The 15,036-nt window shown below is 68.4% G+C and carries 13 protein-coding genes; 5 read left to right on the top strand and 8 right to left on the bottom strand.

Annotation, left to right across the window (positions count from 1 at the left end):
* Window positions 1-77: 77 nt before the first annotated feature.
* The 4 genes from IF61_RS0125715 to IF61_RS36000 form a co-directional block, all read right to left on the bottom strand.
* Window positions 78-1,073, bottom strand: a complete 996-nt coding sequence (locus IF61_RS0125715; protein ID WP_030368914.1) for a TAXI family TRAP transporter solute-binding subunit — start codon at window positions 1,071-1,073, stop codon at window positions 78-80.
* Between the two features lie 483 nt (window positions 1,074-1,556).
* Window positions 1,557-2,630 carry a M14 family metallopeptidase gene (locus IF61_RS0125710; RefSeq protein ID WP_030368913.1) on the bottom strand — a complete coding sequence of 358 codons (1,074 nt, stop codon included), beginning with the start codon at window positions 2,628-2,630 and terminating at the stop codon, window positions 1,557-1,559.
* Window positions 2,631-2,640: 10 nt separating this feature from the next.
* On the bottom strand, window positions 2,641-2,955 hold the full coding sequence (locus tag IF61_RS0125705; protein ID WP_030368912.1) for a hypothetical protein: 315 nt from the start codon (window positions 2,953-2,955) through the stop codon (window positions 2,641-2,643).
* 154 nt (window positions 2,956-3,109) lie between these two features.
* A complete protein-coding gene (locus tag IF61_RS36000; RefSeq protein WP_157848667.1) occupies window positions 3,110-3,283 on the bottom strand; it encodes a hypothetical protein in 174 nt (57 codons plus the stop codon).
* Between the two features lie 273 nt (window positions 3,284-3,556).
* On the opposite strand from IF61_RS36000, the gene IF61_RS33550 reads away from it, so the two are divergent.
* The 3 genes from IF61_RS33550 to IF61_RS0125680 are packed head-to-tail and all read left to right on the top strand — an operon-like array spanning window position 3,557 to window position 7,454.
* On the top strand, window positions 3,557-4,324 hold the full coding sequence (locus IF61_RS33550; RefSeq protein ID WP_052393030.1) for a uracil-DNA glycosylase family protein: 768 nt from the start codon (window positions 3,557-3,559) through the stop codon (window positions 4,322-4,324).
* Window positions 4,324-5,877 (top strand): amidohydrolase family protein, encoded by a 1,554-nt coding sequence (locus tag IF61_RS0125685; RefSeq protein WP_030368910.1) that lies wholly within the window; start codon window positions 4,324-4,326, stop codon window positions 5,875-5,877. The genes IF61_RS33550 and IF61_RS0125685 overlap by 1 nt, the downstream gene beginning before the upstream one ends.
* Window positions 5,874-7,454 carry a S41 family peptidase gene (locus IF61_RS0125680; RefSeq protein WP_052393029.1) on the top strand — a complete coding sequence of 527 codons (1,581 nt, stop codon included), beginning with the start codon at window positions 5,874-5,876 and terminating at the stop codon, window positions 7,452-7,454. The genes IF61_RS0125685 and IF61_RS0125680 overlap by 4 nt, the downstream gene beginning before the upstream one ends.
* Window positions 7,455-7,640: 186 nt before the next feature.
* Here the strand turns inward: IF61_RS0125680 and IF61_RS0125675 are convergent, their stop codons facing one another.
* Together IF61_RS0125675 and IF61_RS35995 are read right to left on the bottom strand one after the other, a co-directional pair.
* The gene (locus IF61_RS0125675) at window positions 7,641-8,624 is read right to left on the bottom strand and encodes a hypothetical protein (protein WP_245684608.1); all 984 of its coding nucleotides are present in this window, start codon (window positions 8,622-8,624) and stop codon (window positions 7,641-7,643) included.
* Between the two features lie 976 nt (window positions 8,625-9,600).
* Window positions 9,601-9,969 carry a chaplin family protein gene (locus tag IF61_RS35995; RefSeq protein WP_157848666.1) on the bottom strand — a complete coding sequence of 123 codons (369 nt, stop codon included), beginning with the start codon at window positions 9,967-9,969 and terminating at the stop codon, window positions 9,601-9,603.
* A 1,247-nt stretch (window positions 9,970-11,216) separates the two neighbouring features.
* On the opposite strand from IF61_RS35995, the gene IF61_RS0125650 reads away from it, so the two are divergent.
* Window positions 11,217-11,714: a hypothetical protein gene (locus IF61_RS0125650; protein WP_157848665.1), complete on the top strand. Its 498-nt coding sequence runs from the start codon at window positions 11,217-11,219 to the stop codon at window positions 11,712-11,714.
* A 186-nt stretch (window positions 11,715-11,900) separates the two neighbouring features.
* Window positions 11,901-12,629: an SDR family oxidoreductase gene (locus IF61_RS0125645; protein ID WP_030368905.1), complete on the top strand. Its 729-nt coding sequence runs from the start codon at window positions 11,901-11,903 to the stop codon at window positions 12,627-12,629.
* A 245-nt stretch (window positions 12,630-12,874) separates the two neighbouring features.
* Here IF61_RS0125645 and IF61_RS0125640 read toward each other — a convergent pair whose 3' ends face one another.
* Together IF61_RS0125640 and IF61_RS33545 are read right to left on the bottom strand one after the other, a co-directional pair.
* Window positions 12,875-13,147, bottom strand: a complete 273-nt coding sequence (locus IF61_RS0125640; RefSeq protein WP_157848664.1) for a hypothetical protein — start codon at window positions 13,145-13,147, stop codon at window positions 12,875-12,877.
* Window positions 13,148-13,479: 332 nt separating this feature from the next.
* Window positions 13,480-14,397: a hypothetical protein gene (locus tag IF61_RS33545; RefSeq protein WP_052393027.1), complete on the bottom strand. Its 918-nt coding sequence runs from the start codon at window positions 14,395-14,397 to the stop codon at window positions 13,480-13,482.
* Window positions 14,398-15,036: the final 639 nt, after the last annotated feature.

Genomic DNA, 15,036 nt, shown 5'->3' with positions numbered 1-15,036 from the left:
TCCCCGGGCCGGGGATCGCCTACAAGGTGTTTCTCGGCCACCGGCGGAGTGCCCCGAAGGGAGGGCCACGTGGCCTGCTATGGCTTGACGCGCCGGTACCAGAGCCGGGCTCCCTCGTGCAGAGGCAGTGGATCCGTGAAAATGGCCGTGCGCAGATCGACACTCTGGGCCGCGTGCATCTGTCGGCCGATGCTTTCGCGGTTGTTGATTAGAGTGCCGGTGACCGCTTGTGCCAGATCCGTTGTGACATAGTCCGCGGTGGTCAGCAGATTGGGGATGGCGATGGTACTGATCGCCTCGCGGCTGCCGGTCTCCGGGTAGAGGTCGGACGGCAGCAAGGCCGCGCGGTACAAGGGAACTGAGGCCCCGCTCAGCCGGTGCAGGGCTCCGACCAGATCGCCCAGCGGTATCAGGCGGATAGGGAAGGTGCGGGCGAGTCTCTGCACGGCAGGAGTGGGCAGTCCGCCGGACCAGAAGAAAGCGTCGATCTGTCCCACGCGCAGCTGATCGGGCATCCTGTCGATGCCCGCAAGCACCGGCTTGATATCGCGGTCCGGATCCAGCCCGACGGCCCGCAGCACGCGGCGCGCGACCAGCTGGACACCTGACTCGACACCCCCGACCCCGACCCGCGCACCCCGCAGATCCCGGACCGACCGCACCGGCGAGTCGTGTGCCACCACCAGATGCAGGAAGTCGTCGTACAGCCGGGCACAGGCTCGCAGCCGGCTTCCGTTTCCGCCGGCGCTGCGGTATTCGGCCGCCGCGTCGGCGGCGGCGATCGCGAAGTCGGCCCGGCCTTCGGCGACTTGCCGAAGGTTGTCGACCGAGCCCTGGCTGGGGACCAGACGTACGTCTAAGCCGGGGTAGGAGTTCTTAAGTTCCTCACGGAGCAGGCCGTCGTACTTCGCATAGACCCCGGCAGCAACGCCCGTCGCGAGCGTCACTCGGCCGCTCAACGCCGGTCGGTTGTTCTGCGGCCACGACAACCACACAAGTACGGCCAGTGCCGCGGCGGCTCCAAGGAGGAGGAAAAAGTGGCCACTGGCACGCCATCGAGCCGCTCGGACCATGCGGGGATCGTGCCACGGACCAGTCCACTTGGACACCGGCATCGGCATCGGATGGCCGAAAGTCGGTACCGCACCGCCCCCAGTCCCTTATTTGTGGCCGCCGGCCGGCTTCGGTGGCGCAGGCGGACCGGTCGCCCACAGACATTGCAGGCGGGGCCCACTACGCAAGAGCCTTGACTGACAGGCTGCCTGCCCGTTCACCGATTTCGACCAACTCACCACCACACTCCATCGCGGCCTACGCCCATTCAGAGACGTCCTGATGTCATCGACGGACTTCTCACAGGCGCCGGCTCGGCCATCCGCCCTCAACCGACATCCACCCGAAAGGATCCCGAAGAGATCCCGAAGAGATCCCGAAAAGGTCCCGAAGAGATCGGGAGTGTCTGATCAGCGGCCCATCAGCCGTCACCCTCGCATCGCCTGTGTAGTGGGCGGGCATCGCCTGCGTAGTGGGCGGGCGCGGCTCTCTGACGGCAACTCCTAGGCGAGAGCGGTCAGGCAGAACTGCACGAGGCCGGCGTCGACATCGAGGACTATCTTCTTCATCTCCGCCCATGGTGGGTGGAAGTCCATTCCCCACTCGACCGTGAAGGCGAGGATCTTCTCCTCCTCCTGGCCCGAGAGGATGTGGCGCGCGTAGGTGTAGTCGTCGCTGGTTCCGCAGGTCGGGTACAGGTCGAAGCCCGGCTCGGGGGCGTACTCCTTGCCGCGTACGCCCTTCAGGGCCTCGCAGAACCGCTCGGCGAGCACGGCGGAGGCGTCGGCGTCGGCCTCCTCGATGAACTCGGCGTAGAGCAGGTCGTCCTTCAGTCCGCGCTTGCCGTCGAAGAGGGGGTTGCGGAAGTTCTTGGCCGGGTCGACGGACTGGTTCTGGTCGTCGCCCCACACGTAGAGCATCTTCTGGGTGTAGCTGTGGACGTCGACGAACCAGCGGGTGCGGACGAAGTGGTCCAGCAGCCGGCGCACGTTGCGGGCCTCCGGCTCCGAGAAGGGCTCGGGGCCCTGGTAGACCTGGTCGCGGTCGGCCGGGTTGTCCGAGACGCGGACCGGGGCGGAGGGGTGGAAAGCGGTCCGGTAGTCGAAGAGGTGGTCGTAGTTGCGGTTGAGGTCGACGCCGACCGCGGCCGGATTTCCACCGGACTGGGCCGGATTGCGGTTCCGCCGCCACATGGGGTCGACGGTCTGGCTGTAGTGCCGGCCGTCCGGGTTGACGAGCGGGAAGACGACAACGTCGAGCTCCTCCATGATCCTGCGCACCTGGGCGGAGGTGAAGCTCGTGCCGCCGTACGCAAGGCCAGTGCCTCCGGCGTGTGCGTGCAACAGGTCGGCGGCGAGGTTGATCAGGATCTCGCAGCTGCCCCACTCGCGGGCGTGTGCGCCGCCGATCAGGACGACGGCGGGCTTCGGTTCCAGGCGGTGGGTGCCGATCCGCAGGGCGTGGCAGGTCCGGCCCTCGAAGGTCGGCTCGGGCAGCTCGATGAGGTCAGTCGTCGGGAACGCGGCGGCCAGGCTGGTCACGCCGGATTCGACTTCGGTGATGTTCAGGTACGGCATGGCGTCCCTCCTAGCTGTCCCGCACCTTCAGGGCGAGTCCCTGCGGAACCGCGTCTTCGGGGGCGAACCGGTCTCCTTCACCTACCTCGGCCTGACGGGCACGTCCGGTGGCGGTGGCGTCCTCGACGGTCACGGCCGACACACCCTCGCGAGCCAGGGCTTCGCCCTGTTCGGGGGATACATAGGCGTCAAAGGTGAGACTGCCGTCCTCGTTCTGGCGGATTCGGCCGCCAACATCGGGGCGGGAGTCGCGCAGCAGGGCGCGCAGGGTGTCGGCGTCCTTGGCCGTGACGCGGACACGCAGGATGGTGTACTCGCTGGACATGACGGCCCCTCTCGGGCGCCGTCGGGCTCGGAGACCGGCCATGCCGACCCGGCCGGGGGACGGCGCGCTCGCGACGAGTGGACGAGTGGGTGTGTACCCGTGGGCGCACACATGCGTGGTACGTACGCTTACATCCGATGCGTACCTCGTATCCTCAGCGTGCGCTCCCGCCGTAGAGCGAGTCAAGCGGCACCGCCTCGGGCATCCGGCTCAGGAAACCGTCGAGGCCGGCGATCGGTTCTTGCCCGTCGTCGTACCCGGCGAGCTGCGGGACCAGCGCGCGCAGGCGGGTGGAAGCCGCCTCAGGTTGCAGAACCCGAGGCGGCATGCTCCCTTTATCACTAGATGCCAGAAATGAAATCAAGAATCTGGTTCGATTCCGGGGCCGCGAGGCACCGCCGGCTGGATGCGCCGCCGGCCGCCGGAGGGGGCGAGACGCGCTCCGGACGTGCAGGGCCGCAGCCACACCTCATACAGCCCGCGCTCCGACAGCCCGCGCTTCGAACAGCCGGCGCTCCGACGGTACGAGACCGTGGACGCCGCCGTGAGGTTCGTGAGGCCGACGCAGTTCGCCACCCGCCCGGGGAAGGGGTGCTGACCGATGCCGGAGTTCGATCGCGGGCCCACGGAGCAGTTCGCCGAGCTCCTGGCCAAGGTGCCCGAACCGCCCGTCAAGACGGCGTTCTGGTCCGACTGGGGGCCGGTCTTCTACCGAGGCCGGCTCGACGGCTCGGCCCGCGTGCTGATCGTGGCGTCGGACCCCGGCCCGACCGAGCGGATCGCCGGGCGCAGCCTCGTCGGCAACGCCGGCCAGCGCGTGCAGGGCTTCCTCACCAAACTGGGGCTGACCAGCTCCTACGTCTGTCTCAACGCCTGGGCGTACGCGGTCCGTCCCAGCCAGGCCTTCGCGATGAAAGACCGGCTCGACGAACCGGAGCAGATGCAGTGGCGCAACGCGGTCTTCGACCGGGCTACGGACACGACGCTGCAGGCCGTCGTGGCGATGGGGTTCATGGCCCAGGAAGCGGTACGGCTGTGGACCGCACGGCCCCAGGTCGGACTCTGCGAAGTGCCCCACCCGTCCAGCCATGACACGGCGGAGCTGCTGAACGCCTGGCGCGATGCCGTCACACGGCTGCGCGCGGTCGTGACACTGGACGACGACGGCGACAACACCGGCCCCAACTACGGAACCGACTTCCAGGAGTCCGACTACAGCGCGATCCCCCGCCGCGACCTGCCCTTCGGCGCGCCGGCGTTCCTGGGCGATGACGCCTGGGTACGCGCCAAGCCGAGCGGGGCGCAGAACTCCGTCAGCCGCCCGTCGCCGGACGACCGGCACACGCTGATCTGGAAAGCGCCGAGCTGATGGCGATCGTCCTGCAGGGCACGGTCGTCACCTTCGACAGCGACCACCGGATCCTCGACCCCGGCGCCGTGTACGTCGGGGACGACGGACGCCTTGCGGCGGTGCGGCCGGCCGCACAGGATGCGCCCGCCGGGTTCTCCGCCGCGCCGCGGATCGACACGGGCGCGCTGATCCTCCCCGGCCTGGTCGACCTGCACAACCACCTCACCTACAACACGCTGCCGTTGTGGGAGGCGGCCGGCGTCCCCTACGCGCACCACGACCGCTGGGTCGATGAGGACCACCCGCCCGGCTACTCCACGTCGGTCACCTGGCCCGCCAAGGTGCTCGCTCAGGCCGCGCCCGAGGCGCTGGTCAAGTACGTCGAGGTCAAGGCGCTGATCGGCGGGACCACGTCCATCCAGGGCGCCCCCGCCTCGACGCGCGCCGTCGACGGCTGGCTCCTGCGGATCATCGACAACGAGAAGCTGCCGGCGGGCGCTGACATGGTGATGACCTCGGCACTCCAGCTCGATGCCGAGGAGCTGCGCGAGATCCGGGCGCCGAAGCTCGACGGCACCCGGGTGCTGATCTACCACGTCGCGGAGGGCAAGCCGGGCTCCATCGTCCACCGCGAGTTCGACGAGCTGGAGCCGTGCCTGAAACCGGGGCTGGTCGGGGTTCACGGCACCGCGCTCACCGCCGCCGACTTCACGAAGTGGCACGACGCGGTCACGGCGATCAACGCCGCGGAGAAGGGGACCGTCGTGTGGTCGCCGTTCTCCAACTACTGGCTCTACCACGACACGACCGACGTGGCGGAAGCGGACAAGAAAGGGCTGCGCATCGCGCTCGGCTCCGACTGGTCGCCGTCGGGGACCAAACACGTGCTCGGCGAGCTCAAAGTCGCCGACGCCGTGAACCGCCATGAGCTGGACGGGCACTTCAGCGACCGCGACTTGTGCGACATGGTCACCGCCAACCCCGGCGACGCCCTGGCGACCGCCTGGGGACCGCAGGTGGGTCGCCTCCAGCGCGGCAGCGCCGCCGACCTGCTCGTACTTGAGCGCCACAACCCGGCCGAGGGCGCCTACCGCAACCTGATCGAAGCGACCGAGCGGCACGTACGGCTGGTGATGGTGCGCGGCCGTCCGTTCTACGGAGCGCCGGCGCTGATGACGGCCGCCGGGGCGACGCAGACCGACACGATCACCGTGGCCGGGCTCAAGCGCCACGTGGCGGTGCGCCGGCCGGACCGGGCCGACGCCAAGCTCGACTGGCCCGGCATCAAGCGCGCGCTGGAGAAGGTACGCAAAGATCCCGTGGCCGCCTGGCGCGCCTCGCAGGACGCGCTCGCGGCCTGGGGCGGGCCGCTCGACGAACCCGAAGCACCGCTCGCGCTGTTCGGCGACATGCCGGACGGCGATGTGGGCGCCTTCGCCGCCGCCGGCGAGATCCCGCCGGATCTGGTCATTCCGCCCCTGGACGCGCTGACCCACGAAGAGGCCTACTTCGACGCCGTGGCGCGCAGCGGGGTGCCGGAGCTTCAGCACCTCGCGGAGTACTACTCGTGAGCCCGGCCACCGCGCAGCCTGCCCGGGTCCTTCCGGAGTCGGTCGGGCTCGACGAGTTCACGGCACGGGCCGAGGCCGACCCGCTGCCGCTCGCGGGCCGCTACCAGCTCGTGGCCGCCGCCCGCGTACTGCTCGAAGAGCTCTACGTCCACCTCCCCCTCAAGCGGGCGATGCACGCCACCGACCCGGTCCAGCGCCTGCGTCTGCTCGAACGCCGCCTCCCGCCGCTCGGCGAGCTCCAGTTCCACGCCGAACTCGCGGACGTCTTCAAGGGGCTGCACGACCTGCACACCGTCTATCAGCTGCCCGACCCGTACCGCGGTCACGTGGCGGCGCTGGGCTTCCTCGTCGAGCGCTACACCGACCCCGACGGGACCCCGCACCACATCGTCTCCAAGATCGACCCCGCGCTCGTGCACGCGGGTTTCGACGCCGGAGCCGAGCTGGAATCCTGGAACGGAGTCCCGATCGAGCGCGCGATCGAACGCAACGCGGCCGCACAAGCAGGCTCCAACCCCGACGCGCGCCTGGCACGCGGGCTGGAGTCGCTGACGCTGCGCCCGCTGCGGACCGGTCCCCCGCCCGACGAGCACTGGGTGCTGCTGTCCTACCGCACTCGAGCCGGCCGCCGCCGCGAGACGCGCGTCCCGTGGCGCGTACGCGCCGCCGACCAGTACGCGGGGCGCGCGCAGGATCCCGTCCCCACGCTCGCTACGAGTCTCGCCATCGACGCCGGCAACGAAACCACGCGCCAGATCAAGCGCTCGCTGTTCGCTCCGCCCGGTGCCCGGCATTCGGCCGCGCGGGCCCTCCGCAGCGTCGTCGCCTACCGTACGCTGCGGCTCCGCGGCGGCGCGTACGGGTACCTGCGCGTTTTCTCGTTCAACGTCTCGAGCGCGCGGCTGTTCGCCGAGCAGGTGGCGCGGATCGTGGCACGCGCTCCCGCCGGAGGGCTGATCGTGGATATCCGCGGCAACCCGGGCGGCCATGTCCCGGCCGCGGAATCCGCCCTGCAGGTCCTGAGCGAAAACCCCGTCGTCCCCGTCAGCTTCTCGCTGTCCACCACGCGGACCGCGCTCGCCCTGGCACGGTCCAATCCGGGCCTCCGCGCCTGGACGAGCTCGATCCGCGCCGCCGTGGAAACGGGCGAGTTGTACTCGCAGGCCTTCCCCCTCACCGATCCCGTGGTGATCACCGCCGGCCTGCCGCGCTACGTCGGCCCGAAGGTCCTGATCACCGACGCGCTGTCCTACTCGGCCGCCGACATCTTCGCCGCCGGTTTCCAGGACAACGGTCTCGGGCCCGTCCTCGGGACCGCCCTGCGGACCGGTGCCGGTGGCGCCAACGTATGGACTCACGAACTGCTCCGCGTATGGCTGCCCGAGTTGCTCGGCGACCTGCCGCGCGGCGCAGGATTCCGCGTGGCCCTGCGGCGCGCCACGCGGGCACGTGGCAACGTCGACGTGCCCCTTGAGGACCTCGGCGTGCAGGCGGACGAACTGCACCGGCTGACCAAGCGTGACATCACCGGGAGCAACCACGACCTGCTGGCGGCGGCCACCGCGCTGTTCGCCTGAAGGCGCGCCGTGTGCCGGCGTATACGGCGATGGGGGCTCGGCTGTCCAGTCATGCACGGCGTCGAACCGGTCGAAGCCGTCCACTTCGAGACGGAGCGCTCCCCCAGGGGTGTCAGACCGAGGTTGTGCCACCCCGGGAGCGCTCGGTCACTCACACGGGTCTGAGTAGCCGCACTCGCGCACGTGTCATGCCGGGGGCTTCTGCAGCCAGTCCGCTTCGGTGGTCCAGAACATCTGGCGCGCACCGAGATAGTCGTGGGCGAAGTCCGTGAACCGTTCGCGGGTGTACGGCTTACCGGTCTTGGGGTCCTTGGCCTTGATGTCGGGTTCCTGGACGGCCATCGCGACGAGGGGAAGGGCATCCTTGTACTCGTGGAGGAACTTGTAGGAGTTCTCCATCTGGTACTTCCGGTCCGGCAGGGTGTCCGGTCCTCCGATGCCGATCTTCTTGTCCCTGGCGAGGTCGAACATCTCCTTCATGCGCTTGTGGTCGTCGTCATCCGGCAGGAAGTTGATGTACTGGATGAACTGCGTCTTGGTGAAGACCTTCTTGCCGTAGCGCATGTTGTCGATCTCGGCATCGATGTAGGACTTCGAGGTGTACTTGGTCTGATCCGTCTTGGTGTCCACCTCGACCGCGGTCTCCGGAAGGTTCACCCCGGCGAGCTTGCCGTCAAACTTCTCCGCCATCGCCTTCAGCATGGCCTGGAAGTCTGCTCGCACTTCCTTGTTCCACTGCGCGACCATGGCCCCATGAGTGGTGGGGTTGTCAGGGTTCTCATCGACTGTCGGCGCGACCCCGCCCTCGTCCTTCACGTATTGGGGAACGTTGGCGTCCTTCATGGCTACATCGAAGAACCGGTCCTGAACCTGGACGAACAGTTTCTTGTGGCGTTCCTGGAGATACGTCAGGGCATTGTCCAGCCGCGACCACTTGTACTCCCCCTTCTTCCCCTCAAGGGCCTTCCAGGGCACCACCACCTGTACGCCGCCGATGTCCGTACGGTCAATCATGGCCTTGACCTTAGGGTCCTCGCCGGACGTGGCATCCTCGAATGCGCCGAGCGACATGTACAGATTGTCCGTCACCTTGCCGTGGGACGCCGAGGCGGCGGCCTTGTCGGGGGCGGGAGCCGCGGCGGCCACCCCGACGGTGGCCGTCAAGGCCACGGCCGTGAGGACAACAGATCCGGCTGCACCACGTTGCATCATCATGAACGAGACGCTAGGGGAAAGTTCTTAGTGAAAGATAAGAGCGTCCGTCGTCACTCCCGATGTCGGCACTCACCACCACCGAATCTGACAGCTCGTAACGAAGTGGCGGGTTTCTCGCGTACCACCTCCCCCTCAGTGAGGGGCCGACTCAGGCAGCTCGGACCGGATTGCTGAGGTGCGGGGTGCCGGCGTCGGGGAAGGCGGTGGGCCGCGTGAGCCGGTGGGTCATGAGGGTGACCGCGGCGATGGTGAGCATCGCCTCCGCGCGTTGAACGTGGGAACCGTCCGCGGTCGCCCGAACTGCCGGACAGCCGGCCCGGTGGTGGGCAGGTCCGTTGCCGACTGATGGCCGTGGGTGGGGCGGAGGCCCCGTAGCAGCCGCGGCGTAACGACCCGTCGTGGAGACCGGAAAAGTCGGTCGCAGGGCAAGGGGGCCGGCAAGTCAGTGGCTGAAGTACTGGAATGCCGGGAGGGTCGCTGGTGGATACCGACGAGCTGGAGCGCGCCTTGTTCGAGGCGGAGCTCCGGGTACTGAAGATTCAGACCAAGCTGCACCTAGGCTCGTGATGATCCTCATCGCCGGTTCGGCGACCTGTTCATTCTCGTCGCCGATCCCGGCTTCCTGCTGGTGGCCTGGGACCGGTGCGGGGTAACAAGGGCGCACGCACGGCCGGGGGATGGTCGCACGGCGTCGTCCATCGCGCTGTGGATTGGCGTCGAGGAGTTCCTCGGCGTGCTGCGGCCTCAGATCAAGGACCGCACACCTTCCGGCCCAGGCCGGTGCGGGAGCGGATGATCCCCAAGGCGGCCGGCAAGCTGCGCCGTCCGGGGATCGCAACGATCACCGACCGAGTGGCAGGCATCCTGGAAGCTGGTGTCCGATCCTTACCACGATGGGCCTGCGCCAGCTGGGTCAGCTGGGTCAGCTGGGTCAGCCGGACGGGGTGTTTGCGCAGCTTGGGTCGTCTGGATCGGTGGATGCCACGGGGATGCCGAGCGCGTTGGCGCAGACGTTGGACGGCACTGTCGCAGGTACGTTCGTCAGGCTTCCCCCAAGGACGGAGAGGCCGTTACTGGTGCCCGAATTGCAAGCGTTTGTCGGTGCATCCGGGCTGACCGCAACCCCCAGGGCCGCGACTGCGTTGCCGCAGACGTTGACCGGCGCCGAAATGGACGCGATCACCTGGTTCCCCCCAAGGAGGGAGCCGCCGACGGAGGTGTCGGCGCCGGCCCCCGACGCACAGACCAGTACCAGCACGGCCGCCGCACAACCGGTGATCGCTGCCCGGGTGATCTTCACGAACCCTCCCTGAAGGCGTCCCGTACGTCCGACACACCGGACCGTAGCCCTCCAGACGCCCGCCCGTCTGCGGCGTGCAGCGGCCCACTCCCAGCGCACGGGGCCCGTGACACGCCCGTCGGCAATCGTCAATGGGTGTGGATCTTCACTTCAGAAGATCCACAACTGTGCCTACTCACCCGGTTCCATCCCCTGACCTCCGGCACCTCGGCAGTCACCTGCCTCTACCTCGGCACAGCCCTCGAAGCGGGGCGGATGCGCCGCGATGCCACCAAGGCGAACATGACCGTGAAGTGGGTCCTTCTGGAACAGGTGTTGCGGGCCGTACAGGACAGGGCGATCACGGAGGCGGGCAGCTCCCTGAGCATTTCTCCTCGCCACCTGAACCCTGACCCCTTGAAGGCGCTTCCACGCCGTCGGCCAGATGTGATCCACAGTACGTTGGACTCAGACTGCGGCGGGAGTTCCTTGCGGGAGTTTCTTGGAGGACTGCCGGACAAGGTCGGCACCAGGCAACTGGATCCTCCACAGATGGGTGGCAGTGGCTCCGGAGCCCCCAAGAGGCCTCTGGCTGCCAAGGCGCGTGCTGGACTGCCCTGTCGCGAGGGCGGGCAGCCTGGCGGCGCTCTCGCGCCGCCACCGCCGGCGCTCCAGGGCCCTCTCGTACGCCTGAGTGCGCTGCGCCACCTCACTCCTGCGTTTCCCGCCCGTGCTGGGCGGCGGCATCCCTGCGCCGTTCTGAGCGGGCCGCGGCAATCGCCGTGAGTGCCGCGCCGGCCACCGTCCCCGGCACGCTCACGGCGGCGAGCGACAAACACGGCCTCCATGGGACACCAACATGTCACTGTGTCACCAGCCGCGACAGGCCGACTGCTCCCGGCTGGGCGCGGCCCGGGGAACCGACTCCCTCTCCCCCCCCCCGGGGGCCGCGGCCCCGCGTGTCAGAGCAGTCTCAGGGTCGGCCAGCAGGCGCAGGGCCTCGCCGTCGGTGACGGACCGCTGAGACATGCCGCCCTGGAACAGTTGAGCCGGTGCACCACGACATCGGCGGGTGCTTCCGGGCGGGCCTCCGGGATCCGCCAACGGCGCTGCTCAGGCGGCCGGCGGCGGGTACAGGACTGTCTATTTCTCGCTCCCGAACGGCCGGACGCCCGAGAGCGCGGGCGGTAACCACGCCGCGCACGGCCCGTACTACCAGCAAGGCTCTGGTATTCCCTTCGGCCATACAGGGATGGCAATTTGGTTCGATGGACTGGACAGCACCAGTGAGTGCGGCGACCGGCGGCCTGCTCGCTGTCATCGCCACCTACCTGGCAGACCGCACGCGCTGGCGCCGCGAAGAGCGCGTACGGGCACGGGAGCAGAAGCATGCTCTCTATGCGGAGTTCCTCACGGCCCTGTTCGGGGCGCGCGAGCAGATATTCGCCGCCAGCCGCTGGCCGCGACGAGCTTCCGAGCGGAAGACCCTGGCGGGGGCAGCCGTCCACGAGCACGAGGTCTACACCCGCCGGTACCGGATGGAGCTGACAGCCGGTCAGCAGGTGCGCGAGTGCACTCAGGCAGCCTTGACGGCCTTGCCGGCGTATCGCGACGAAGTCGCCTCCGGAACACGGTGGAACCATCCCCGCTGTGCGGCGCAGCGCGAACGATTCCGCGCGTGCCAGCAGCGCCTGCTCCAGGCCATGCGCGCGGACCTCACGCCAGGCCGGCACCGGGAGCTGTCGTCGCCACCCAGCCTTACGTGAAAGGCACGCTCGCTCGGCGTCGCCGCCGACTGGGGCAGCGGGGTGCCCCTAGGGGAACCAGCGCAGCCCGTGCAGCGGCTCCCTGCCAAGGGAGGCGTGCCGGATGTGCGACCTTGCTTCACACCGAACGCCCATATTGGAGTCATGTGTGATATTGCAGATGCATCTTCCGATGAAAGGCGCGTCATGAAGTTCGCAGTCATCGGCGGCACCGGACTGATCGGGTCGCAGGTCGTCAAGATTCTCAATGCCGCCGGGCACGAGGCGGTACCGCACTCGCAGTCCACCGGAATCGACGTCATCAGCGGTCAAGGACTAGGCGAAGCGCTGGCGGGAGCCGACGTCGTCGTCAACCTGACGAACTCCCCGACCTTCGACGAAGCCTCCCCGGCCTTCTTCCAGACCTCGATGGACAACCTTCTGGCCGCGGCCCGGAAGGGCGGTGTCGGCCACTTCGTCATCCTCTCGATCGTCGGCGCGGACCAGGTGCCGGAGCTTGACTACTACCGGGCCAAAGTGCTCCAGGAGGACATCCTCGCCGCCGGGCCGGTCCCCTACTCGATCATCCGGGCGACGCAGTTCATGGAGTTCATGGATGCCGTTCTGTCCTGGACCGCCGACGGCGACACCGTCCGGCTGCCCGCCACGCCGATCCAGCCGATCGCCTCCAAGGACGTGGCCAATGCGGTGGCAGAGGTCGCCGCGGGCGCCCCGCTGAACGGTATTCACACCATCGCCGGCCCCGAGATCTTCCCCTTGGACGAGCTGGGCCGGATCACCCTGTCCCACAAGGGTGACAACCGTACCGTCGTCACCGACCCCACCGCCGGCATGTTCGCCGTCGTCAAGGGCGACGTCCTCACCGACACGGACGCCCACCTCGCCCCCACCCGCTACGCCGACTGGCTCCCCTGAACCGCTCGCGCCCTCCACCTTCCCGCGCGGCCGGACATGGACGATCCAGGCAGCCGAGCCGACAGGTGCCCCATGCCCTCAGCTCGCTCTTCAACCGTCCGCTGGTCCGGCTAGTCCCCGACGAAGACGAGGTAGCTGCCGGGAGTGGCGGCGCAGTCTCGACGACCGCACACCCGTCGGTCCACCTTTGTGCCGTACACCTGCTGGGTAGCCGTTGAGCAGGCTGGTGGTTTAGTTCTCTGCCTTCACCCGAACACGTTCCTGCCGCAGTAGCCGTGCGCGGTCCCGAGGATTGCCGAAGCCTGCTTCCCGGAGAGCTCAAGTTCCTGCTTGGTCTTCTTGGCCTGGTCGACAAGGGCCTGCCCACGGGCGAGACAGAGCGCGTTCCCATGAGTGACCAGCACGTCGTCACTGACGCGGTCCAGGTCGGCGTAGTGCTCCCGGATTGTCTCCAGGTAGAGCTTGGCCGACAGCCCTGTCAGCCCGCGCACTTCCTCGGGGGCAGCTGACGGGCTCATGGACGGGGCAGCCGAGGCGGAGGCCGACGCCGCCGGGGCGTTTGAGCCACTGTCACCGGACGGGCCGCACGCCGAGACGCCGAAAGCGGCGACCGTGAGACAGACCGCGAACAGGGGCAGATGTTTGTGCATGAATCTCCTGATAAATAATCGAACAGATCGATTATCTCCCATGTCCGACCCACTCCATCCATTCCCCCTTGGGACGGGATACGTGCGTGCGGAGGCGACCCACATCGCGAGCCGTACACCCGGTCAGGCGTCAGCTGCTCGTCACCCGTCCTTCCGTCCAGCCCCCTCCGGCTACGCGGGCTTGCCCAGGGCCGCGGGTCTTAGGGGACGGAGAGTCGCCATGGGTAGGAGGTGTGAAGCTCGCCGGGGCCGTAGGTGAGGTCCAGGTGCGAGGGTTTGGTCTTCGCTGTGTACACGAACTCCAGGCGCGTCGACTCGCCCTCCGACACGAGGTGCGGTCCGCCCGAGTTGAGCTCTGCCGGGTAGCTGCTGAGCCTTGTGACGCCCGGGTTCGCACCTGCGTAGCTTCCGATGTCGTAGCTGCGCAGTTCTACCGGAGCGCCGCTGAGGTTCGTCACGGTGACGGGCACGCGGTAGGTGTAGGCGGCCGGCGTGCCGTCGCCTGTCTCGTCCGGGGTCGGGGGCATGGGCTGGACGGGGCCGATGGAGAGCCGGACGCCGTCGTCGTAGGTGACGGTGCCCTGCCTGGCCGGGGACTTGCCGCCGCCTGCGCCCGTGCGTTTGCGGGCGATGACCCCGTTGTCGCGCTGGTAGCGGATGCATCCGCCGTCGGCTGAGAGAGTGGGCTCGCCCGTGTACCAGTCGATGCGGATGGCAAGGGTGACGCCGTGGTCGTCGGTGGTCCGGATGCCCGGCCATCGCGGTGTCGGACGGTCGGGGTTCAAGGGCTCGTCCGCGGGCTGCTCCACGGTCTTCCAGCCGCGGTGCGCCCATGCGGCGCGGAGCTTGCCGAGGTCGGCCCGGTAGTCGGCCTCGCTGGAATAGTGGAGGCCCCATGTGTAGTGGGGCTGCTTCCTGGTCACCCCGTCATCGTCGAACCCCAGGTCATCGACGCATGAGGTGCTGCCTTCCTCATGCATCCGGTCGCCGTCACCGACGCCCGGTCGCAGGTCACTGATGATCCGCCTGCCGGCCTCCCGGGTGTTGATGTCCTGCTTGCGGTAGTCCGCCGCGGACCGAACCGGGCCGCCCCCGAGATTCTCGAAGAAGTCGGACACCGCAGAGCATGCCCAGAAGACCGCCGCGACTGCACCCAGGCTGATGAGCCAACGCCGCACCACGACCTTGCGGCTTACCCCTGCGGTCGGGGCTGGAGTGTCCACGGGGGCAGCGGGTGGTTCCTGGGGCGGGTGTTTCTCCATGAGGCGATTCCACGCCATGGGGCCGGCTCGTCGACAGGGGTGACGTGCTCATTCGGAGATGAGTAGGTGCGCCCATAGAGCGGGTGGGGCCTCGGCGTCGTTCCGCAACGTCTGTGCTTACCGGCAGCGTTGTGCCGTATGCAATTGTTCGAAGGCGGGGGCACCGACCAAGGGCGCCTGGGTGCTGCCGACGGAGCGGCTGGCCGGTGGGAGGGCAGGCGCCGGTGTACGGGCGCCCCTGCCAACCCCCGCCAGTGTTCCAGGAGCCCGTCGACTATCCGCGTACCGAACCGAACGGGGCAGCGGCCGGCAGGCTCATGATCTGTGCCGCTCGGTTGTCGAACCTGATCACAGGCCAGGCAACGAATGGGCTAGCATCGCGCCGCGTGATCACGCTAGCCACTTGGAACGTTCTCCACCGCGTCCACGCCGAGAACTGGGGCGAGGACGTCCTGAACTCCTGGCCGGACGAGTCGGAGCGGATCGCCGCCGTCA

Source organism: Streptomyces roseoverticillatus, assembly GCF_000719265.1.
GTDB classification, from domain to species: Bacteria; Actinomycetota; Actinomycetes; order Streptomycetales; family Streptomycetaceae; genus Streptomyces; species Streptomyces roseoverticillatus.
This window is presented reverse-complemented; position numbering and strand designations above follow the sequence as displayed.